The sequence below is a fragment of the Enterobacter sp. 296B2 genome, assembly GCF_034106185.1.
In the GTDB taxonomy this organism is placed as follows: Bacteria; Pseudomonadota; Gammaproteobacteria; order Enterobacterales; family Enterobacteriaceae; genus Enterobacter; species Enterobacter cloacae_N.
Genome location: NZ_JAWNCA010000020.1, coordinates 1 through 21,375, shown reverse-complemented (window position 1 = coordinate 21,375; position 21,375 = coordinate 1). Strand labels below are relative to the sequence as shown.

19 protein-coding genes are annotated in these 21,375 nt (G+C 56.1%); 2 read left to right on the top strand and 17 right to left on the bottom strand.

What is annotated here, in order from left to right:
• Positions 1-57 precede the first annotated feature (57 nt).
• From menF to URZ40_RS15175, 3 genes are all read right to left on the bottom strand, one after another.
• Positions 58-1,353: an isochorismate synthase MenF gene (gene menF / locus URZ40_RS15185; RefSeq protein ID WP_192983192.1), complete on the bottom strand. Its 1,296-nt coding sequence runs from the start codon at positions 1,351-1,353 to the stop codon at positions 58-60.
• 85 nt (positions 1,354-1,438) lie between these two features.
• Complete coding sequence (gene elaB, locus URZ40_RS15180; RefSeq protein ID WP_028013924.1) at positions 1,439-1,744, bottom strand: stress response protein ElaB; 306 nt, start codon at positions 1,742-1,744, stop codon at positions 1,439-1,441.
• 53 nt (positions 1,745-1,797) lie between these two features.
• Positions 1,798-2,259 carry a GNAT family N-acetyltransferase gene (locus URZ40_RS15175; RefSeq protein WP_320720758.1) on the bottom strand — a complete coding sequence of 154 codons (462 nt, stop codon included), beginning with the start codon at positions 2,257-2,259 and terminating at the stop codon, positions 1,798-1,800.
• 71 nt (positions 2,260-2,330) lie between these two features.
• Here URZ40_RS15175 and rbn point away from each other — a divergent pair, with 71 nt between their 5' ends.
• On the top strand, positions 2,331-3,248 hold the full coding sequence (gene rbn / locus URZ40_RS15170) for a ribonuclease BN (protein WP_166711866.1): 918 nt from the start codon (positions 2,331-2,333) through the stop codon (positions 3,246-3,248).
• 64 nt (positions 3,249-3,312) lie between these two features.
• Positions 3,313-4,317 (top strand): chemotaxis protein, encoded by a 1,005-nt coding sequence (locus URZ40_RS15165; protein WP_116338576.1) that lies wholly within the window; start codon positions 3,313-3,315, stop codon positions 4,315-4,317.
• Positions 4,318-4,408: 91 nt separating this feature from the next.
• Here the strand turns inward: URZ40_RS15165 and nuoN are convergent, their stop codons facing one another.
• The 14 genes from nuoN to lrhA all read right to left on the bottom strand — a co-directional run bounded on the left by nuoN (position 4,409) and on the right by lrhA (position 20,918).
• Entirely contained in the window at positions 4,409-5,866 is a 1,458-nt protein-coding gene (gene nuoN, locus URZ40_RS15160) for an NADH-quinone oxidoreductase subunit NuoN (RefSeq protein WP_320720757.1), read from the bottom strand.
• Positions 5,867-5,872: 6 nt separating this feature from the next.
• Positions 5,873-7,402: an NADH-quinone oxidoreductase subunit M gene (nuoM, locus tag URZ40_RS15155; protein ID WP_023312532.1), complete on the bottom strand. Its 1,530-nt coding sequence runs from the start codon at positions 7,400-7,402 to the stop codon at positions 5,873-5,875.
• Positions 7,403-7,478: 76 nt separating this feature from the next.
• Complete coding sequence (gene nuoL / locus URZ40_RS15150) at positions 7,479-9,320, bottom strand: NADH-quinone oxidoreductase subunit L (RefSeq protein ID WP_061097545.1); 1,842 nt, start codon at positions 9,318-9,320, stop codon at positions 7,479-7,481.
• Positions 9,317-9,619 carry an NADH-quinone oxidoreductase subunit NuoK gene (gene nuoK, locus URZ40_RS15145; protein ID WP_003861496.1) on the bottom strand — a complete coding sequence of 101 codons (303 nt, stop codon included), beginning with the start codon at positions 9,617-9,619 and terminating at the stop codon, positions 9,317-9,319. The genes nuoL and nuoK overlap by 4 nt, the downstream gene beginning before the upstream one ends.
• Complete coding sequence (gene nuoJ / locus URZ40_RS15140; protein ID WP_008500212.1) at positions 9,616-10,170, bottom strand: NADH-quinone oxidoreductase subunit J; 555 nt, start codon at positions 10,168-10,170, stop codon at positions 9,616-9,618. Before nuoJ ends, nuoK begins: the two co-directional genes overlap by 4 nt.
• Positions 10,171-10,180: 10 nt before the next feature.
• Positions 10,181-10,723, bottom strand: coding sequence for an NADH-quinone oxidoreductase subunit NuoI (gene nuoI / locus URZ40_RS15135; RefSeq protein WP_003861491.1), 543 nt, complete (start codon positions 10,721-10,723; stop codon positions 10,181-10,183).
• Positions 10,724-10,736: 13 nt separating this feature from the next.
• Positions 10,737-11,714, bottom strand: coding sequence for an NADH-quinone oxidoreductase subunit NuoH (gene nuoH / locus URZ40_RS15130; protein ID WP_008500211.1), 978 nt, complete (start codon positions 11,712-11,714; stop codon positions 10,737-10,739).
• Complete coding sequence (gene nuoG / locus URZ40_RS15125) at positions 11,711-14,434, bottom strand: NADH-quinone oxidoreductase subunit NuoG (RefSeq protein ID WP_163330272.1); 2,724 nt, start codon at positions 14,432-14,434, stop codon at positions 11,711-11,713. The genes nuoH and nuoG overlap by 4 nt, the downstream gene beginning before the upstream one ends.
• 55 nt (positions 14,435-14,489) lie before the next feature.
• Positions 14,490-15,827, bottom strand: coding sequence for an NADH-quinone oxidoreductase subunit NuoF (nuoF, locus tag URZ40_RS15120; RefSeq protein WP_006811381.1), 1,338 nt, complete (start codon positions 15,825-15,827; stop codon positions 14,490-14,492).
• The gene (gene nuoE, locus URZ40_RS15115) at positions 15,824-16,324 is read right to left on the bottom strand and encodes an NADH-quinone oxidoreductase subunit NuoE (RefSeq protein ID WP_008500208.1); all 501 of its coding nucleotides are present in this window, start codon (positions 16,322-16,324) and stop codon (positions 15,824-15,826) included. Before nuoE ends, nuoF begins: the two co-directional genes overlap by 4 nt.
• Before the next feature lie 2 nt (positions 16,325-16,326).
• On the bottom strand, positions 16,327-18,129 hold the full coding sequence (nuoC, locus tag URZ40_RS15110; protein ID WP_028013933.1) for an NADH-quinone oxidoreductase subunit C/D: 1,803 nt from the start codon (positions 18,127-18,129) through the stop codon (positions 16,327-16,329).
• An 89-nt stretch (positions 18,130-18,218) separates the two neighbouring features.
• A complete protein-coding gene (nuoB, locus tag URZ40_RS15105; RefSeq protein ID WP_003861482.1) occupies positions 18,219-18,893 on the bottom strand; it encodes an NADH-quinone oxidoreductase subunit NuoB in 675 nt (224 codons plus the stop codon).
• A 15-nt stretch (positions 18,894-18,908) separates the two neighbouring features.
• A complete protein-coding gene (gene nuoA / locus URZ40_RS15100; RefSeq protein WP_014171000.1) occupies positions 18,909-19,349 on the bottom strand; it encodes an NADH-quinone oxidoreductase subunit NuoA in 441 nt (146 codons plus the stop codon).
• Positions 19,350-19,979: 630 nt separating this feature from the next.
• Positions 19,980-20,918, bottom strand: a complete 939-nt coding sequence (gene lrhA, locus URZ40_RS15095) for a transcriptional regulator LrhA (protein WP_116338570.1) — start codon at positions 20,916-20,918, stop codon at positions 19,980-19,982.
• Positions 20,919-21,375 lie beyond the last annotated feature (457 nt).

Sequence of the window (21,375 nt, the reverse complement as noted above, 5' to 3'; positions counted from 1 at the left end):
TATAAATAATAGAAAAAATTGGAATTTTGATATGAATCGGGATTGCGCGAATCTGTATTAATCCCTTAGGAGCAGAGAGCGCAATCCGGCAGCTTTGTTTTCAATCTCCTGCCACTCCTGCTCCGGGTCAGACCCGCTGACAATGCCCGCCCCGGCGTAGAGCCGCAGGGCGTCTTCCCGGACGCGCGCAGAGCGCAGCGCCACGCAGAACTCGCTTTGCTCGGGGGATAAATACCCGGCTGAGCCGGCGTACCACTCGCGGTTGAAGGGTTCTACGTGCTGTATAAACTCACGCGCAGGCTGTCGCGGTAGCCCGGCTACCGCCGCCGTCGGCTGGAGCACGTGCAGGCACAGCTCATCGTCGGCCTGCTTAAGCTCGGTCCAGATACAGCGGCGTAAATGCTGCACTTTACGCAGGCGGACGACCTGAGCCGGCAACACCTCCAGCGTCTGCGTATGGTGCTGAAGACGCTGGCATATATCCTCCACCACCAGCATATTTTCGCGCTGGTTTTTATCGTCATTCAGCAGCCACTCGCCGAGACGCTGCGCCTGCTTATCGTCAGTATGGCTGGCAACGGTGCCCGCCAGCGCTTCGGTGCGCAGCAGCTTGCCGCGCCGCCGCCAGAGACGCTCTGGCGTGGAGCCGAGAAACGCATTGCTGGCGTCGAATATCATGCAAAAATGATAGCAGTTTAAATTCAGGGCGCGGCTGGCGGCCATCAGCGCGACGGGGTTAACGCGCTGTTTACACTGCAAATCGGTTGCGCGGGCGAGAACCACCTTTTCGAAATCACCGCGTGCAATCGTCTCTGTCGCTTTGCCGATAAGGCTAAGCCATTGCGGTTTTTCCGGATGATGGGTTTCGCGCTCAACCTGCACGGAGAGCGGACGGATGGGTTTTGCGGGAAGGAGTTGCTGTAAGAGCGCACGCGCGGTGTCGGCATCGTCCTCAAGCGAGCTGTCGCTCCACAGCTGCAGGCGCAACGTGGCGTGGCCAGCGGTACGACGCCACAGCAGACGCGGTAAAAAGAGGCTGCCCTGCTCCGGGTTAAACGCGTTCAGGCCGCAGATACGGGTATCTTCAGGCGCGTGTTGCGCGCGCAAAAACTGCGAGGCTAACGCCAGAGAGGAGAATTGGGTAACCGCTCCCAGCGCGGCCAGCTCTTCATCGCCGTTACGCTGTTGCCAGTAAAACTGCGGATAGCACTGCTGCTCGCCCAGCCAGGCGAGGGGATCGAAGGCATCGTTTAACGGGAAAGAGACGTCGAATTGACGCAGACCGGATGTTGCAGGTAACGCTTGCGCAAGCTGGGTACGCAGGTGCTCCAGCGCGAGGAAAATCGAATTCACGCGAACCTCTCCCTGTTAAAACCTCATATTATACGGGGTACCATAAGAAATATCAGTACCCACGTATAGGGAGTGGTTAAGCGCCTTAACGACGGGCCAGCAGCAGCCCCAGCACCAGCCCTACGGCTGCCCCCACCCCAATGCCCTGCCACGGTTTTTCATGGACGTAGTCATCGGCACGATAAACCGCTTTTTTGGCGCGGTAGTAATACGTATCAGACGCATGGCTGACGCGGTTTTTAACGTCGTGGAGCGCCTGCTCTGCACGGGCTTTCAGCTCGATATATTTCTGATCGGCAGGGTCGCCTGAGGAACGTAACACCTCTTCCAGCGTTTCGCTCAGTAAGGTCAGGTCGTCGTCGATACGGGTATCCCAGGATTGAAATGACATATTTTTCTCCATGTTAGTACACCAGTCCGCTAACTATAGACAACGACGCGCCATTACGCCTGTTTCGCTTCGCGCGCCATGCCGATGTGCGGAATACCGTCTTCGTCGTAGATGTCGGTGACCGGCATAAAACCGAAATGACCGTAGAAGGATTGCAGGTGTGCCTGCGCGCCCAGGTATAACGCCTTGTCCGGCCACTGTTTTTGGCACGCCTCCAGCGTTTTTTCCATCAGCCGATAGCCCAGCTTTTCACCGCGCGCGTTACCGCTGACGATAACCCGACCTATCGCGACGGGCTCGACATCGTCCTCGCTTTTCAGAATCCTCGCATACGCCACCAGTTCGTCATCCTTCCAGCCAAGGATATGGCGGTTTTCGCCAACGAGGTCATCGCCGTCGATGTCCTGATACGGGCAGGTCTGTTCAACCACAAACACTTCGCAGCGCAGTTTAAGCAGCGCGTAGAGCGAATGAACGGTGAGCTCACTATGATGTAAATCTTGCCACTGGATCATCTCTTTCTCCTTCCTGGGGTTCATCACGTTATACTAAACCCCTCCCCGTTCAGCAAAGGGCTGATTGCGTTATGGAACTGATTTTTCTGGGTACGTCCGCTGGCGTGCCAACCCGCTCACGAAACGTGACGGCAATTCTGCTGGATCTTAAGCATCCCACCCGCGGCGGGCTGTGGCTGTTTGACTGCGGTGAGGGGACGCAGCATCAGCTGTTACATACCTCGTATCACCCCGGCAAGCTGGACAAAATTTTTATTACTCATCTTCATGGCGACCATCTGTTTGGCCTTCCCGGCCTGCTGTGCAGCCGCTCTATGGCCGGTAACGCCAACCCGCTGACGATTTACGGACCTGCGGGTATTCGTGAATTTGTTGAAACCACGCTGCGCCTGAGCGGGTCGTGGACCGATTATCCGCTGGAGGTGGTTGAGATTACCGAAGGCCAGGTATTCGATGACGGAGATTATCGGGTTAGTGCTCAACCGCTCAATCATCCTGTGGAATGCTATGGCTACCGTGTTGAAGCGCATGACAAACCCGGCGCGCTGGATGCCGCCGCGCTGATGGCCGACGGCGTAAAACCCGGTCCGCTGTTCCAGCGACTCAAACAGGGCGAGACCGTCACGCTGGAGGACGGACGCGCCATCAACGGCCAGGATTATCTCTCCGCACCGCAGCCAGGCAAAAAACTGGCGATTTTTGGCGATACGGCCCCCTGCCCGACGGCGCTCACGCTTGCCCGGGGCGTGGACGTGATGGTGCACGAAGCCACGCTGGAGACGGCGATGGAAGAGAAAGCCAACGGCCGCGGCCACAGCTCAACGCGTCAGGCGGCGCAGCTTGCCCGTGATGCGGGTGTAGGGAGACTGATCGTCACTCATGTTAGCTCCCGCTACGACGCGCGGGGGTGCGCAAGCCTGCTGGCAGAGTGCCTGGCGGTGTTCCCGGCGTGCGAGCTGGCCGAAGATTTCGCTAAGGTCAGCGTTTAACCCTTCATTTTTCTCTCAGAATGCCGATAACGATTAAAAGGTCAGCATTTCTCTCGAGGGTAGAATGGATAATTTCCAGAAAGATATTGATGACAGGGCGAATCTCACCCTGTCGAACCGTTTTGAACTGTTGCTGTTCCGTCTTGGCACCTCTCTGAACGAAAATAAATCCGAGCTGTTTGGCATTAACGTTTTTAAGCTGCGTGAAATTGTGCCGATGCCGGAATTCACAAAACCCGCCGGGATGAAATCACCGCTGATGGGGATGGTAAATATACGCGATCAGGTGATCCCGGTGATCGACCTGGCCGCCGTGGCGGGCTGTAAGCCCACCACCGGGCTGAACATCCTGCTGATCACCGAATACGCCCGCAGCGTGCAGGCCTTTGCCGTGGAATCGGTTGAGAACATCATGCGTCTGGACTGGAAGCAGGTGCACGCGGCGGAAACCGCCGTCAGTGGCCGCTATATCACCAGCATTGCCTGCCTCGATGAGAAAACGGATACCAACGATCTGGCGATGGTGCTGGACGTTGAGCAGATCCTGTATGACATCACCCCGGCCAATCACGATCTGCACGCGACCAATCTGAAGACTACCAAATTCAACATCAAGCCGGGTTCGGTCGCCATTGTGGCGGAAGATTCCAAAGTAGCGCGTTCGATGCTGGAGAAAGGTCTGCAGGCGATGGAGATCCCGGCGCAGTTGCACATCACCGGCAAAGACGCGTGGGAGAAAATTGGCGTGCTGGCCGCTCAGGCGCAGGCTGAGGGTGTGCCGATCACAGACAAGATCGCCCTGGTGCTGACCGACCTCGAAATGCCGGAGATGGACGGATTTACGCTGACGCGCAAAATCAAAACCGACCCGGTCCTGAAAGATATTCCGGTGGTGATCCACTCGTCCCTTTCCGGCAACGCTAACGAAGATCATATTCGCAAGGTGAAGGCGGACGGGTATGTGGCGAAGTTTGAGCTGAACGAGCTGTCGTCGGTGATTGAAGAGGTGCTGGACCGCTCGATGAAGAAGATTGACGGGCCGTTGATTAGCAGGAAACAGCTGGCTTAAGTCCTGTGCGGGCTGGTGCCCTCACCCCATCCCTCTCCCACAGGGAGAGGGCGCAAACCATAAAAAACCCGCCGAGGCGGGTTTTTTGTTTTTACATTAATGGCATCGCTCGCTGCACAATATCAATCAGCGGCTGCGGATAGATACCGAAGATCAGCACCAGCAGCGCGGAGATGAGTACCACGATACCCCCGGCGCTGTACTGCCAGTTGGATGGCGCATCACGGTTGAGCTGCTGAGGCGCACTCAGATACAGGCTCACCGCCACGCGCAGGTAGTAGTAGAGGCCAATCGCGGAGCCAATCACCACGCTCGCAGTCAGCCACCACAGGTGTGCCTGCACACCAACGGCCAGCACGTAGAACTTACCGATAAAGCCCAGCGTCATTGGGATACCCGCCAGAGAGAGCATCATCACGGTCATCACCGCGGACAGGATCGGACGGTGCCAGAACAGACCACGGTAGGAGAACAGTGAATCGGCATCCGGGCCACGGTACGGGCTGGACATCAGGCTCACCACGCCGAAGGCGCCGAGGCTGCTGAACAGGTAACCTGCCAGATACACGCCCACGGCTTCCATTGACATCTCACCGCTCTGCAGCGCAATCAGCGCCACCAGCAGGTAGCCCAGATGAGAGATGGACGAGTAGCCCAGCAGACGCTTGATGTTGGTCTGGCTCAGCGCCATCAGGTTACCGAAGATGATGGAGACGAACGCGATAATGCCCAGCACCACGCGAACCGCTTCGCTGTCACCGACCGGCGCGTACAGGAACAGACGCATGACCACACCGAAGATAGCGATTTTGCTCGCCGTCGCCAGGAAGGTCGACACCGGCGCCGGAGCGCCCTGGTAGACGTCTGGCGTCCACAGGTGGAACGGAACCAGAGAGAGCTTGAAGCCGAGGCCAACGATCATCATACCCAGACCCGCCAGCAGCAGCGGCTCATGCAGCATGCCATCACCGAGGCTCTTGCCGAGCGCCATGAAGGAGAGGTTACCGGACTGTGCGTACAGCAGCGCAATGCCAAACAGCAGGAACGAGGACGCAGCAGCAGACAGAATGGTGTACTTGATGCTCGCTTCCAGAGAACGCTTCTGGCGGAAGGCGTAACCAATCAGGCCGAACAGCGGCAGAGAGATCAGCTCAATACCGAGGAACAGCGCGGCCAGGTGGTTGGCATTCGCCAGCAGAATGCCGCCCAGCGCGGCAATCAGAACCAGCAGGTAAAACTCTTCTTTGTTGTCGTTGTAGCCTTCAAGCCACGGGTACGCAAAGGTACAGGTCGCCAGGCTCGCCAGCAGTACCAGACCGGTGTAAAGCATGGCATAGCCGTCAACGCGCATCAGCGGGGTGACGTCCATCGCCCCACCCTGGCCAACAAACCAGAGAGAGACTAACGCGGCGTTCAGTCCGATGACCGACAGCGTGGCATTCAGGAAGTGATTGCGTCGCCACGCAATGGAGAGCATCACAACCACCACCGTCAATCCGACGATCAGCAGCGGTAGCAGCGCGATCAGTTGTTGTGGAGTTATTGTCATGGCGAATTACGGCCTTGTAGTAGAAGCAGAATTAACAAACCACTGCTGGATGTTACCCATCGCGCTGTGCGAGGTATCCAGAATCGGCTGCGGGAAGAAGCCCAGCAGCACCAGCAGTACGACCAGCAGCAGGATGATGAACAGCTCGCGCAGCGACATCCCCGGCAGTTCTTGTGCAGCAATTTCGCTCTTCGCTTTACCGAAGTAAGCGCGGTGCAGCATCGCCAGCGAGTACACGGAAGCGAAAACCAGACCAAAGGTGGAGATCACGGTAATCACCGGTACCACTTTGAAGCTGCCGAACAGAATCATAAATTCGCCGACGAAGTTACCAGTACCCGGCATCCCCAGGGTAGCCACCGCGAAGAACATGGACAGCGCTGGCAGCCACTTAATTTTGCTCCACAGGCCGCCCATCATGCGCATGTCGCGGGTATGCAGACGTTCGTACAACTGGCCGCACAGGATGAAGAGGCCAGCTGCGGACAGACCGTGCGCAATCATCTGGATCACCGCGCCCTGGTACGCCAGTTGGCTGCCGGTGTAGATAGCAATCAGCACGAAGCCCATGTGGGAAACGGAGGTGTAGGCAATCAAACGCTTGATGTCGTACTGCGTGAAGGCCATCCACGCGCCGTAGAAGATACCGATTACGCCCAGCCACATGGCGATTGGCGCGAACTCTGCGGAAGCATTCGGGAACAGCGGCAGTGCGAAGCGCAGCAGACCGTAGGCCGCCGTTTTCAGCAAGATGCCCGCCAGGTCAACGGAACCCGCCGTTGGTGCCTGAGAGTGCGCGTCTGGCAGCCAGCCGTGCAGCGGAACCACCGGCATTTTCACCGCGAAGGCGATGAAGAAGCCCAGCATCAGCAGGTATTCAACGCCGTGGGACATTGGTGTCTTCAGCAGATCTTCGTAGTTGAAGGTCCAGGTGCCGGTCGCGTTGTGGTGAACAAACACCAGCGCCAGAATCGCAATCAGCATCACCAGACCACTCGCCTGGGTATAGATGAAGAATTTGGTTGCCGCCGTGATACGCGTTTTACCGTCGGACGCCTTGTGGCCCCACAGCGCGATCAGGAAGTACATCGGCACCAGCATCATCTCCCAGAAGAAGAAGAACAGGAACATGTCGATGGCAAGGAACACGCCGATCACGCCGCCCAGGATCCACATCAGGTTCAGGTGGAAGAAGCCCTGGTATTTTTCGATTTCTCGCCAGGAGCAGAGTACCGCCAGAACGCCGAGCAGACCAGTCAGCACTACCATCAGCAGCGACAGACCGTCAATCGCCAGGTGGATGGTGATACCGAAACGCGGGATCCACGGCAGGATAAACTCAGACTGCCACTGCGGAATGCCCGCAGACTGGGTCAGTGAGTAACCGCCCTGCAACCACAGTTGCAGGCCAAGCGCGAGCGTCAATCCCATGGTGATCAGCGCGATCCAGCGCGGCATCTTCACGCCAAAGCGTTCAGTCTGCCAGCACAGGAAGCCGCCGATGAAGGGAATTAATATTAGCCAGGGTAGTAACATGGCGATTTACATTCCTTTTTAAGGCCCCCAGCAGGGGCCTGATTTTCAACGAATTCGAATAAAATTCACTTAACGATCAACGCAACACCATCAGCAGCGCCAGCACGACAACCGCACCGATGCTCATGGACGCCACATACCAGCGCAGGTAACCGTTCTCGCTGTACAGCAGGCCTTTACCTGCAAAGCGCGAGAGGATCGCCGGGATATTCATCAGGCTGTTCAGCGGGTCGCGCTTCAGCAGCCACGCAATGCCCAGGAACGGCTTAACGAAGATCATGTCGTACAGCCAGTCGAAGCCCCACGCGTTGTACCACCAGGTACCCAGCAGACGGCCCGGCGCGCTGTTGGCAACGGCAGTGACCAGCGTGCGTTTACCCAGCCACAGCCATGCAGCGATCAGGATGCCCGCGATAGCGACCACACCGGAGGTGATTTCAAGCGTCAGAACGCGACCGTGCTCAAGCTCGGTAGTGTCTGGCAGTACGCCCTGCAGCGGAGGCACAATCATCGCGCCAACGAAGGTGGAGAGTACCAGCAGCACAATCAGCGGCAGGTGGTGAGTGATCCCCTTACCTGCGTGAGCGTGAATTTGTTCTTTACCGTGGAATACGATGAAAATCATACGGAAGGTATACAGGGAGGTCATAAACGCACCGACCAGACCCGCAACCATCAGATTGATATGACCATTCGCCATGGCGCCCGCAAGGATTTCGTCCTTACTGAAGAAGCCCGCGGTGATCAGCGGCAGTGCCGCCAGCGCCGCGCCGCCCACCAGGAAGCAAACATACACCAGCGGGATGGACTTACGCAGTCCGCCCATCTTGAAGATGTTCTGTTCGTGATGGCAGGCCAGGATGACGGAACCGGACGAGAGGAACAGCAGCGCTTTAAAGAACGCGTGCGTCATCAGGTGGAAAATGGCCGCGTCCCACGCCTGAACGCCCAGCGCCAGGAACATGTAACCAATCTGGCTCATGGTGGAGTATGCGAGAACACGCTTGATGTCGGTCTGCACCAGCGCAGCAAAGCCCGCCAGCACCAGCGTAACTGCACCGACAATACCCACCAGATGCAGAATTTCCGGGGTCATCAGGAACAGGCCATGGGTACGCGCAATCAGATAAACACCGGCAGTTACCATGGTCGCGGCGTGGATCAGCGCGGAGACAGGGGTTGGACCCGCCATCGCGTCGGCCAGCCAGGTCTGCAACGGCAGCTGTGCGGATTTACCCACGGCACCACCCAGCAGCATCAGCGTTGCCCACCACAGCATGTTGTTGCCTGCTTCGAAGTGCGCCGGCGCCAGTTCCACCATTTCGCGGAAGTTCAGCGTGCCCAGTTCGTTGTAGAGAATGAACAACGCGAACGCGAGGAAGACGTCACCCACGCGGGTCACGACGAACGCTTTCATGGCCGCTGCGCCATTCTTCGGATCGGTATAGTAGAAACCGATCAGCAGGTAAGAACACAGACCCACGCCTTCCCAGCCCAGATACATCAGCAGCAGGTTATCGGCCAACACCAGAACGACCATGCTGGCGATAAACAGGTTGGTGTAGGCGAAGAAGCGGGAGTATCCCTCTTCACCGCGCATGTACCAGGAGGCAAACATGTGGATCAGGAAGCCAACGCCGGTGACCACGGAGAGCATGGTCAGCGAGAGGCCGTCCAACACCAGGTTGAAACCGATGTTGAAATCACCGACCGACATCCACGTCCACAGCGGCACGCTGAAAGGCTGACGCCCGTTGTTAAAGAAGTCGATACCCGCATACGCTGTGACCAGCGCGGCCAGGCCAACAGAGCCCATGCCGACGGTTGCAGACAGATTCTCGGACCAGCGGCCGCGAGAAAACGCCAGCAGCACGAAGCCAATCAGCGGAAAAATAATGGTTAAGGCAAGCATGTTCATCCACGCAACTCACTTACTGAATCGATGTTCAGATTCTGGCGGCGACGATGGAGCTGCAGCAACAGCGCCAGGCCAATACTCGCTTCGGCAGCCGCGAGGCTGATAGCGAGAATGTACATCACCTGACCATCGGTCTGGCCCCAGTAGCTTCCGGCGACCACGAAGGCCAGCGCGGAGGCGTTAATCATGATTTCCAGACCGATCAGCATAAACAGCAGATTGCGGCGGATAACCAGACCGGTCAGACCCAGAACGAATAAAATCGCAGCGAGGATCAGTCCATGTGTTAAGGGGATCATGCGCGCTCCTCCGTTTTTCTTTTCGCGCGGTCGTCAGTGCGGTTGCTCAGCACCTCGCCAGCACGCTCTTCGCGGCCAACGTGGAAAGCTACAACCAGGCCTGCCAGCAACAGCATAGAGGCCAGTTCCACCGCCAGAACGTATGGGCCAAAGAGCGTGATACCCACCTCTTTCGCACCAATCGGCGTGCCGTCGATGCCCTGATCGTTAACACCCAGAATGGCGTAAACGATCACCACCAGCATGATGGCCGACAAAATTGCCGGGCCAATCCACACCTGCGGTTTTAACCACTGACGTTCCTGCTCAATTTCAGAGCCGCCCAGGTTTAGCATCATCACCACGAATACGAACAGCACCATGATGGCCCCGGCGTAGACGATGATTTCCAGCGCACCGGCAAAGTGCGCGCCCAGCGCGAAGAACACCCCGGAAATGGCCAGCAGCGAGATGATTAAGTACAGCAGCGCATGCACCGGATTGGTGTGCGTAATCACTCGCAGCGTGGCCAGGATGGCGATAAGGCCACAGATATAAAAAGCGAATTCCATTGCCCTCTCCTTACGGTAACAGGCTCTTGACGTCGATAGGCTTAGCTTCGTTCTCTGCTTCACCCTTATCTTTGCCGTCGATTGCCATACCCGCCATCCGGTAGAAGTTATATTCCGGGTATTTGCCCGGACCGGAAATCAGCAGATCCTCTTTCTCGTACACCAGGTCCTGACGCTTGTACTCACCCAGCTCAAAGTCCGGAGTCAGCTGAATCGCCGTGGTTGGGCACGCTTCTTCACACAGACCGCAGAAGATGCAGCGTGAGAAGTTGATGCGGAAGAACTCAGGGTACCAGCGGCCGTCTACCGTCTCTGCTTTCTGCAGAGAGATACAGCCGACCGGACACGCTACCGCACACAGGTTACAGGCAACGCAGCGCTCGGAACCGTCCGGGTCGCGCGTCAGCACGATACGGCCACGGTAGCGCGGCGGCAGATATACCGGCTCTTCCGGGTACATCCGGGTTTCGCGTTTGGCAAACGCGTGCAGGCCGATCATCCAGATACTGCGTACCTGGGTACCGAAGCCTACCAGTAATTCTTTTAAGGTCATGGTCTATAGCCCCTTATGGCTGCTGCCAGAGAATGACAGCTGCCGTTACCAACAAGTTGACGAGCGTCAGCGGCAGGCACACTTTCCAGCCGAAGGACATTACCTGGTCATAACGCGGACGCGGTAACGCTGCGCGAATCAAAATGAACATCATCATGAAGAACGCGGTTTTCAGCGCGAACCAGATGAACGGCGGTAAGAACGGGCCATGCCAGCCACCAAAGAACAGCGTTACCATCAACGCGGAAATGGTGACGATACCGATGTACTCGCCCACGAAGAACAGACCGAATTTCATACCGGAATATTCAATGTGGTAACCGTCGGCCAGTTCCTGTTCGGCTTCTGGCTGGTCAAACGGGTGACGGTGACACACGGCCACGCCCGCGATAGCAAAGGTAATAAACCCAAAGAACTGCGGGATAACGTTCCAGATGTCGGCCTGGTTATTGACGATGTCGGTCATGTTGAATGAACCGGCCTGCGCCACCACGCCCATCAGGGAGAGCCCCAGGAACACTTCGTAGCTCAGCGTCTGCGCGGAAGCACGCATCGCACCCAGCAGCGAGTATTTGTTGTTACTGGACCAGCCTGCGAACAGCACCGCGTAAACCGCGAGGCCTGCCATCATCAGGAAGAACAGAATGCCGATGTTCAGGTCAGCGACCACCCAGGTCGGGCTGACCGGAACGATAGCAAACGCCAGCAGCAGCGAGGTGAAGGCGATCATCGGTGCCAGAGTAAAGATCACGCGGTCCGAGAAGCGTGGGATCCAGTCCTCTTTAAAGAACATCTTGATCATGTCCGCGACCAGCTGGAGTGAACCACCCCAGCCCACGCGGTTCGGTCCGTAACGGTTCTGGAACAGACCGAGCAGACGACGTTCACCAAAGCTCATGAACGCGCCGCAGGTGACCACCACCAGCAGGATAACAATCGCTTTCAGAATGCTCAGCAGGATGTCGATAAGATCCGGCGTTAACCAACTCATGCTTTTGCCTCCTGCAGATTATCAAGACGCGCGCCCGCCAGAACCGGCGCGATGCCAGGCATACCCATCGGCAGACCCACCTGCCCTGCTGTCAGACCTTCGGAGATAATCAGCGGCAGGCTGATTGTCTGGCCGTCATAGCTAAAGGCGATGTTCGCGCCCGCGTTAACGCCAAGCTTCGCGGCATCCGCCGGGTTGAGCTTGATGTAAGGCTGCGGCATACGGGTCTGGAAGACCGGTGAACGCTGGGACAGCTCGTCGCTACCGAACAGATGGTAGTACGGCGCAATACGCCACTGACCATCCTGAGCCTGGAAGCTCGCCGGTACGGTCGTGAAGAAATCCAGACCGGTTTCGGAGGCTTCAATCAGACGCACGCCCGGATCGCCGTGGCGCAGGGAGCCACCCACTTCAGCCTGGAACTTGTTCCATGCCTGCGGGGAGTTCCAGCCCGGAGCCCATGCGAACGGGATTTGCGAACGCGGCGCAGACGGCTGGTTGTTCCCTTCCATGGAGAAGGCGAACATGGTGTCTTTATCCTGCGGCTGGCGCGGTTCGTGCACGCTGATGTTGGCGCGCATCGCGGTACGGCCGCTGTAGCGGTGCGGTTCACGCGCCAGTTTCTGGCCACGAATGCGGAAGCTTGCTTCAGGCGCGGCATCTTTAATGCCTGCCAGCTGAGGCAGTTTTTCGACTACCGCGTCGATAACGTGGTCGAGCTGCGTCCAGTCCACTTCACGGCTCTGCACGGTGCTGTGCAGGGAGTGCAGCCAGCGCCAGCTTTCCAGCATCACAGTGTTGCTGTCGTAGTACGCCGGGTCATAAACCTGGAAGAAACGCTGGGCGCGGCCTTCGTTGTTGATAACCGTACCGTCGCTTTCTGCGAAGCTTGCCGCAGAGAGCACCAGGTGTGCTTTGTCCATGATCGCGGTGCGCTGATGGTCAATCACCATTACCAGCGGCGCTTTGGAGAGCGCGGCGTCAACGCGAGCGGCAGACGCATGACGATGCAGGTCGTTTTCCAGCACCACAACGGCGTCAGCGGAACCGGACTCCAGTTCGCTTAATGCTTCTTCCAGCGAACCACCGCCAATCATACCCAGACCGATGCTGTTCACCGCACGGGCAATCATGGTCACGCCAACGTCCGCACCGCGGCCTTTCAGGGCTTTGGCAACGTTTGCTGCCGCCTGAACGATCTCCGCGCTGCCGGCGTTGGTACCGGAAATAATCAGCGGTTTCTTCGCACCCGCCAGGGCCTGAACAATCACGTCGACCTTGTTTTGCAGGTCGCGATCCAGCTCAACGGCTGGGGAGTTGCTGTCCAGCGCGTGGGCAATGGCAAAGCCAAGACGCGCCTGATCTTCAACCGGCGCGCAGTAGGTCCACGCGGCGATATCGTCCAGACGGGTGCTGTCGACGTTGGTCACAAACAGAGGATGCTTCGCGCGCTGGCCAATGTTGAGGATTGCCGCAATCTGCCAGTCGGCCACTTTCTGCGCCGCTGCCATTTCACGCGCTTTGCCCTTCACCGCCTGACGAACCGCCAGAGCCGCGCGTGCGCCGGTCTGCGTCAGGTCTTCACCCAGCACCAGAACCGCATCATAAGATTCGATTTCGCGCAGCGCAGGGGTATGGATACCACCTTCACGCAGCACTTTCAGTACCAGCTGCAGACGTTCCTGCTCGCCCTGGGCGATGCCGGTATAGAAGTTTTCTGCCCCAACCAGCTCACGCAGCGCGAAGTTGCTTTCGATGCTGGCGCGCGGAGAGCCGATACCGATCACTTTCTTCGACTGGCGCAGAATATCTGCCGCGCCCTGCATCGCCTGCTCGGCGTTCAGAGTGATGAAATCGTCGCCACGGCGCTGAACCGGCTGACGCGGACGGTCTTTTAGATTCACATAGCCATAGCCGAAACGACCGCGGTCGCACAGGAAATAGTGGTTAACGGTACCGTTGTAGCGGTTTTCGATACGACGCAGCTCGCCGTAACGCTCACCCGGGCTGGTGTTACAGCCGAGGGAACACTGCTGGCAGATGCTTGGCGCAAACTGCATGTCCCATTTACGGTTGTAACGCTCGGAGTGGGTTTTATCCGTGAATACGCCGGTCGGGCAGATTTCTACCAGGTTACCAGAGAATTCGCTCTCCAGCGTACCGTCTTCAGGACGACCGAAGTAGACGTTGTCATGTGCGCCATACACGCCCAGATCCTGACCGTCTGCATAGTCTTTGTAGTAACGCACGCAGCGGTAGCAGGCGATGCAGCGGTTCATTTCGTGAGAGATGAACGGCCCAAGGTCCTGGTTACGGTGGGTACGCTTGGTAAAGCGATAGCGACGGAAGCTGTGACCGGTCATCACGGTCATATCCTGAAGGTGGCAGTTACCGCCCTCTTCACAAACCGGACAGTCGTGCGGGTGGTTTGTCATCAACCACTCCACCACGCTTTCGCGGAACTGTTTGGCTTCTTCGTCATCAATCGAAATAAAGGTGCCTTCGGTGGCTGGCGTCATACAGGACATCACCAGGCGACCACGCGTGTCTTCCGCGTTTTGATATTGCTTCACCGCACACTGGCGGCAAGCACCGACGCTGCCCAGCGCCGGATGCCAGCAAAAGTACGGAATATCGAGGCCAAGAGACAGACAAGCTTCCAGCAGGTTGTCCGCCCCGTTGACTTCGTATTCTTTGCCGTCTACATGAATCGTAGCCATTAGCATGCTTCCAGTTGGCTCGAATTAGCTTCGAGCGTTAATCAAAATTCTGTTTTTACCAGCGCGCTTTCAGCAGGTTCGGCTGAATACCATTAATTGAATGGGTATTGCTGAACGGCTGCTTAATGCCTGCTTCGAATTCGTCGCGGAAATATTTAATCGCGCTCTGCAGCGGCTCGACGGCACCCGGTGCGTGGGCGCAGAAGGTTTTACCTGGCCCTAAGAATCGACACAGTTGCTCAAGCGTCTCGATATCGCCCGGCTGGCCTTCGCCACGCTCAATGGCGCGCAGGATCTTCACGCTCCACGGCAGACCGTCACGGCACGGTGTACACCAGCCGCAGGACTCGCGGGCAAAGAACTCTTCCAGGTTACGCACCAGCGAGACCATGCCGATCTCGTGGTCGACGGCCATCGCCAGCGCCGTACCCAGACGGCTGCCCGCTTTACCAATGCTTTCGAATTCCATCGGCAGGTCAAGGTGGGCTTCGGTCAGGAAGTCTGTCCCTGCCCCACCCGGCTGCCAGGCTTTAAATTTCAGGCCATCGCGCATGCCGCCGGCGTAGTCTTCAAGAATTTCGCGTGCGGTGGTACCGAACGGCAGTTCCCAGACGCCAGGATTCTTCACGCGACCGGAGAAACCCATCAGCTTGGTACCGGCATCCTTGCTTGAGGAGATGCCCTGATACCACTCCACGCCGTTCGCGAGGATCGCCGGAACGTTACACAGGGTTTCGACGTTGTTGACGCAGGTCGGTTTACCCCACACGCCGGAGCTTGCCGGGAACGGTGGCTTGGAACGCGGATTCGCGCGGCGGCCTTCGAGGGAGTTAATCAGCGCGGTTTCTTCACCGCAGATATAACGCCCGGCACCGGTGTGCACGAACAGTTCGAAGTCAAAGCCGGTACCCAGGATGTTTTTACCCAGCAGACCCGCCTCTGTCGCTTCGGCAATCGCGCGACGCAGGTTTTCTGCCGCTTCGATGTACTCACCGCGCAGGAAGATGTAGCCACGGTACGCTTTCAGCGCGAACGCGGAGATCAGCATGCCTTCCACCAGCAGGTGCGGCAGCTGCTCCATCAGCAGGCGGTCTTTATAGGTGCCCGGCTCCATTTCATCGGCGTTACACAGCAGGTAACGGATGTTCATGGATTCGTCTTTTGGCATCAGGCTCCACTTCAGGCCAGTGGAGAAACCCGCGCCGCCGCGGCCTTTCAGGCCGGAATCTTTTACCGCGTTAACGATGTCGTCCGGCGCCATGCCGCCAAGGGCTTTACGCGCGCCGGCATAGCCGTTTTTGCTCTGGTATTCGTCGAGCCATACCGGCTGTTTGTCATCGCGCAGACGCCAGGTCAGCGGATGCGTCTCAGCAGTACGAATTACAGTTTTCATTTGTACTGCTCCAGCAGGTCAGGAATCGCTTCCGGCGTCAGATGGCTGTGAGTGTCCTCATCAATCATCATGGTCGGCCCCTTGTCGCAGTTACCCAGGCAGCAGGTTGGCAGCAGAGTAAAGCGTCCATCGAACGTGGTCTGGCCCGGCTTGATATTGAGCTTCTTCTCAATCGCAGCCTGAATGCCCTGATAACCGGTGATGTGGCAGACAACGCTGTCACAGTAGCGGATCACATGGCGGCCAACCGGCTGACGGAAGATCTGGCTGTAGAACGTGGCTACGCCTTCTACGTCGCTTGCCGGAATACCCAGCACTTTAGCGATCGCATAGATCGCCCCATCCGGCACCCAACCACGCTGTTTCTGTACGATTTTCAGCGCTTCAATGGACGCCGCACGCGGGTCTTCGTAGTGGTGCATCTCGTGCTCAATGGCGGCACGCTCTGCTTCACTCAGCTCAAAAGCCTCGGTTTGTGGTTGTTGATTCTCGTGCATAATTAGCGGTCCACATCTGACATAACAAAATCGATACTACCCAGATACACAATCAGGTCGGAGACCAGACTGCCGCGGATGGCGGACGGGATCTGCTGCAGGTGCGCAAAGCTCGGCGTACGCACGCGGGTACGGTAGCTCATGGTGCTGCCGTCACTGGTCAGGTAGTAACTGTTAATACCCTTGGTCGCTTCAATCATCTGGAAGGATTCTTGCGCCGGCATGACCGGACCCCAGGAAACCTGCAGGAAGTGGGTGATCAGGGTTTCGATATGCTGCAGCGTGCGCTCTTTCGGTGGCGGCGTCGTCAGCGGGTGATCCGCCTTGAACGGGCCTTCCGGCATGTTGTTGAGGCACTGCTCAAGGATGCGCAGACTCTGGCGCAGCTCTTCCACTTTCAGCATCACGCGGGTGTAGCAGTCGGAAACGCCGCCGCCAACCGGGACTTCAAAGTCGAAGTTTTCGTAACCAGAGTAAGGACGGGCTTTACGCACGTCGAAATCAATACCGGTCGCGCGCAGGCCAGCACCTGTGGTACCCCACTCCAGCGCTTCTTTCGCGCCGTAAGCAGCAACGCCCTGGGAACGGCCTTTCAGGATGGTGTTGCGCAGCGCGGCTTTCTCGTAGGAGGCCAGACGTTTTGGCATCCAGTCGAGGAATTCACGCAGCAGGCGGTCCCAGCCGCGCGGCAGATCGTGTGCCACGCCGCCGATACGGAACCAGGCCGGGTGCATACGGAAACCGGTAATCGCTTCCACCAGATCGTAGATTTTCTGACGATCGGTAAAGGCAAAGAAGACCGGAGTCATCGCGCCGACGTCCTGAATGAAGGTGGAGATGTACAGCAGGTGGCTGTTGATGCGGAACAGTTCTGACAACATCACGCGAATCACGTTAACGCGATCCGGTACGGTGATGCCTGCCAGTTTCTCAACGGCCAGCACGTATGGCATCTCGTTTACGCAGCCGCCGAGGTACTCGATACGGTCGGTATACGGAATGTAGCTGTGCCAGGACTGACGCTCGCCCATCTTCTCAGCACCGCGGTGGTGATAGCCGATGTCAGGCACGCAGTCGACAATCTCTTCGCCATCAAGCTGAAGAATAATACGGAACGCACCGTGCGCAGACGGGTGGTTTGGACCGAGGTTGAGGAACATGAAGTCCTCGTTTTCGGTACCGCGCTTCATGCCCCAGTCTTCCGGCTTGAAGGTCAGTGCTTCCATCTCCAGATCCTGCTTGGCTTTGGTCAGCTCAAACGGATCGAATTCGGTTGCACGTGCCGGGTAGTCTTTACGCAGCGGGTGGCCGGTCCAGGTCTGCGGCATCATGATGCGCGTCAGATGCGGGTGGCCGTCGAAGGTCATGCCGAACATTTCCCAGGTTTCACGCTCGTACCAGTTGGCGTTCGGGAAAAGTTTGGTGATCGTCGGCAGATGCATGTCGTTTTCAGACAATGCCACCTTGAGCATGATATCCGTGTTGCGGTCTATTGAGATCAGGTGGTAGAAAACGGAAAAATCCGCAGCAGGGAGACCCTGGCGGTGCGTACGCAGACGTTCGTCCATGCCGTGTAAGTCAAACAGCATGACGTAAGGTTTTGGCAATTTCTTGAGGAAATCGACAACTTCCAGCAATTGCTCACGCTTCACCCAAACAACGGGTACCCCGGTGCGGGTCGCCTGAACGGTAAAGGCATCCGGCCCAAAACGGTTGCGCAGTTCGCCAATGACGGGGTCATCAAGATGATCCCGGGTCTGCCAGGCGGCTTCTTGCGCGGTTAAGTCGGTCATATTGTTCACCATTGCAAATGGTCCGTGGTGACTGTTAAGCCTGGCTTCGCGCTATTTGAGTAGTGATATGCGAAGGTTTTCTCCAGGCCTACAGGCGCAAATTAAATTTCGTCAGGCGTACGCAGGTTGGTGACGGCAATACGTTCACCACGTTTACGCTCGCGCTCAGACTGCATGTTCGCGCGATAGACACCCTGATCGCCAACAACCCATGAAAGCGGGCGACGTTCTTTACCGATAGACTCCTGCAGCAGCATCAGCGCCTGCATGTAGGCTTCTGGACGCGGCGGACAGCCCGGAATGTAAACATCCACCGGAATGAACTTATCAACGCCCTGCACGACGGAATAAATGTCGTACATACCGCCAGAGTTTGCACATGCGCCCATGGAAATAACCCATTTTGGCTCCAGCATCTGGTCATACAGACGCTGAATAACAGGTGCCATCTTGGTAAAGCAGGTACCGGCTACCACCATCAGGTCAGCCTGACGCGGGGAAGCACGCAGTACCTCGGCCCCAAAACGCGCAACGTCATGCACCGCAGTGAATGACGTCACCATTTCAACGTAGCAGCAAGAAAGACCAAAGTTGTATGGCCAGATAGAGTTCTTACGACCCCAGTTGACCATATCGTGCATGGCATGTTCGAGTTTGCCCATGTACACGCTTTTATTGACTTCTTGCTCCAGGGGGTCGGTTACGATCTCCTGTTTTTGCAGGGGGTAACGGTCATTCTCACCGTTAGGATCTATGCGGGTGAGCGTATAATCCATCTTATTGCCTCGCTGTTACTGCTGACGATTAGAGATACTGTTTTCCGGGTTGATGTGTTCACGACGTGAACGCGCAGGCGTCCAGTCAAGCGCGCCAATACGCACCAGATAAACCAGACCGGCCAGTAACACTAAAATGAAAATTGCGGCCTCGACAAAGCCCACCCAACCACTTTCGCGAATGGAGGTCGACCATGCGAACAGGTAGAGCGCTTCCACGTCGAAGATGACGAAGAACATCGCTACCAGATAGAACTTGGCAGACAGGCGTAAGCGAGCGGAACCTACTGAATCAATACCTGATTCGAAAGGTGTGTTTTTGTGCCTTGCACGGGCGCGACCGCCCAGGAACCAGCCGCCGACTAACATCAGGCAGCACAGGCCAATGGCTACAATAAGAAAGATTGCGAATGCCCAGTGATGAGCGATGACTTCTGTGGATGTTGACATACTCATTGCTTACTCATCAAAAGTGATACCAACGACACTGCTCTTGCTGGCAGATGGGCATCACATCGATTCATGGGGAGGAACAAATAACCTTACACTAACTGTCTGAAATGAGACGTAGACAGCAAAATGATGGGGTTTTTTACTCCTTTCTATAACCTATTGTCAACTTTAACAAAGGTTTCTTCACATTAAATTACATCGAGCGATTCTCATTAACATTTGGTGCCCTTTAACCCTGGTGGTTACCGGACTTTTCGTCAAATGTGTGTTGTTGAATCGTGTCCGTTTTGGAAGTAAAAAAAATAACCCTCCTATTTTGACAGGATTTGCCAACGATTCCTCCCCCCAAATAGGAGTATTTTCTTGATCTGAGACACGCTTTTGTTAATTCAACCAAAAAACCGGCAACATATTTGCTGCTTTTTTAACATTGAGGGACTATGGACGAAGTTAGAACGCAAAACGAACAATATTTAAGCGGAAGCATTTACCTCTTTGATATGTATGATCTCTTTATGAAAACCTGGTGACGAATGGGGATAATATTGTCAAAAAAAAGCCACTGCGTGCGAAAACGACACGAGTGGCTTTTTTTTACACTTACAATTTGTTACCAGAATTTTGAGCTTTTGATCACTCAAAGTCACCTTCTACGATCAGGGAATCATCCCCCCCTTCGGAGGTAACATGCTCAAACTGCCACGGGTTGTGGTAGTTTTGCATCGCCTCAAACACCACCTTTGCCAACTCGTTGTGACTGGCCGCGTTATGGCAAAGCAGGTACTCGGTATCCGGCAGCGCAGGGAGCCCATCTGATTTACCGAGAACGCGCAGATCGGGGCTCATCATCTCCACCGGACGGGCCGTGACGCCAAGACCGGCTTTCACCGCGGCACGCACCGCGGGCAATGTAGATGCCACATAGGCCAGACGCCACGGAATGTTGGCTTCATTTAACGCCGTTAGCACCATATCGCGGAAGGGACTCGGATCGTCCAGTAAAACCAGCGGTACCGGCTCCCCTTTTTGCAGCACATATTCAGCCGCGCAATACCAGTGCGTTGGCGATGTGCGCAACGTCAGACAATCAAACTGCCCGGGACGATGCGTCGTGACCACCAGGTCGACCTTATTCTCATTTAACATCTCAACCATAAAGGCATTACGTTTTACGCTAACATCCAGCGCAAGCTTCGGATAAACCGAGCTAATTCGATTGAGAAGAAACGGCAAAATAGTATCCGCTGACTCATCAGATGCCCCTAAAGTTAACACCCCCTGAAGGTTGCTAAACATTAATGACATACATGCTTCATCATTAAAGCGAAGAATTTTCCTGGCATAACCCAGTAGCTGAATACCGTGTTCCGTTAAGAGCTTATTACGCCCGTGACGGGCAAAAAGCTCTTTCCCAACCAGTTGCTCCAGCCGCTGCATTTGCTGGCTAACGGCGGACTGAGTTCGGCAGACGGCGGCAGCAGCTGCTGCAAAAGTGTTGAGATCGGCGACCGCAACAAACGTTCTCAGCAGATCGAGGTCGAGATTCATTATCGGACGATTTGCATTTATCATATCTATTCACTTTCAGGTTGCTCGTGCGGAGCTGCCCGGGTTGAAGCTGTGTGTAACAGTTAAGCAATTCCTTCTGAAGGTTTTCCCTCGCATCCCGGCCCGGCAGACTGCCTGACAGATAGTTATTGTGCTGCTTTATATCAACAGTCAGAAAGCACGTTTCATGACGTTATTTTTATTCTCTTAAACGTTCAGGATATTTAGATGTTCGCAGGTTTATGTAAATTACATTAAAGGCGTAACACTTTTTCTGCCATCTTTATCGCAGCGCTGTCAACGTAGCAGGAGATGTTTGACACATTCCAGCCAGAGATAACTCCAACAATAACAATCAATTAAATCAGAAAGCCAGTTTGAGATATACAAAGCTTGTGCATCTTTCTTCTGCTTTCCTTAAAGACATCTTAACCCAAATCCACTTTATTTATAAGTCTTATTGCAATATTCAGGATTAAGG

Coding starts and splice junctions, on each gene's coding strand:
- nuoE (WP_008500208.1), bottom strand. CDS start 16,324: ATGCACGAGAATCAACAACCACAAACCGAGGCTTTTGAGCTGAGTGAA.
- elaB (WP_028013924.1), bottom strand. CDS start 1,744: ATGTCATTTCAATCCTGGGATACCCGTATCGACGACGACCTGACCTTA.
- nuoG (WP_163330272.1), bottom strand. CDS start 14,434: ATGGCTACGATTCATGTAGACGGCAAAGAATACGAAGTCAACGGGGCG.
- nuoN (WP_320720757.1), bottom strand. CDS start 5,866: ATGACAATAACTCCACAACAACTGATCGCGCTGCTACCGCTGCTGATC.
- rbn (WP_166711866.1), top strand. CDS start 2,331: ATGGAACTGATTTTTCTGGGTACGTCCGCTGGCGTGCCAACCCGCTCA.
- URZ40_RS15175 (WP_320720758.1), bottom strand. CDS start 2,259: ATGATCCAGTGGCAAGATTTACATCATAGTGAGCTCACCGTTCATTCG.
- nuoI (WP_003861491.1), bottom strand. CDS start 10,723: ATGACCTTAAAAGAATTACTGGTAGGCTTCGGTACCCAGGTACGCAGT.
- nuoF (WP_006811381.1), bottom strand. CDS start 15,827: ATGAAAACTGTAATTCGTACTGCTGAGACGCATCCGCTGACCTGGCGT.
- nuoC (WP_028013933.1), bottom strand. CDS start 18,129: ATGGTGAACAATATGACCGACTTAACCGCGCAAGAAGCCGCCTGGCAG.
- nuoJ (WP_008500212.1), bottom strand. CDS start 10,170: ATGGAATTCGCTTTTTATATCTGTGGCCTTATCGCCATCCTGGCCACG.
- nuoK (WP_003861496.1), bottom strand. CDS start 9,619: ATGATCCCCTTAACACATGGACTGATCCTCGCTGCGATTTTATTCGTT.
- nuoM (WP_023312532.1), bottom strand. CDS start 7,402: ATGTTACTACCCTGGCTAATATTAATTCCCTTCATCGGCGGCTTCCTG.
- nuoH (WP_008500211.1), bottom strand. CDS start 11,714: ATGAGTTGGTTAACGCCGGATCTTATCGACATCCTGCTGAGCATTCTG.
- nuoL (WP_061097545.1), bottom strand. CDS start 9,320: ATGAACATGCTTGCCTTAACCATTATTTTTCCGCTGATTGGCTTCGTG.
- lrhA (WP_116338570.1), bottom strand. CDS start 20,918: ATGATAAATGCAAATCGTCCGATAATGAATCTCGACCTCGATCTGCTG.
- nuoA (WP_014171000.1), bottom strand. CDS start 19,349: ATGAGTATGTCAACATCCACAGAAGTCATCGCTCATCACTGGGCATTC.
- nuoB (WP_003861482.1), bottom strand. CDS start 18,893: ATGGATTATACGCTCACCCGCATAGATCCTAACGGTGAGAATGACCGT.
- URZ40_RS15165 (WP_116338576.1), top strand. CDS start 3,313: ATGGATAATTTCCAGAAAGATATTGATGACAGGGCGAATCTCACCCTG.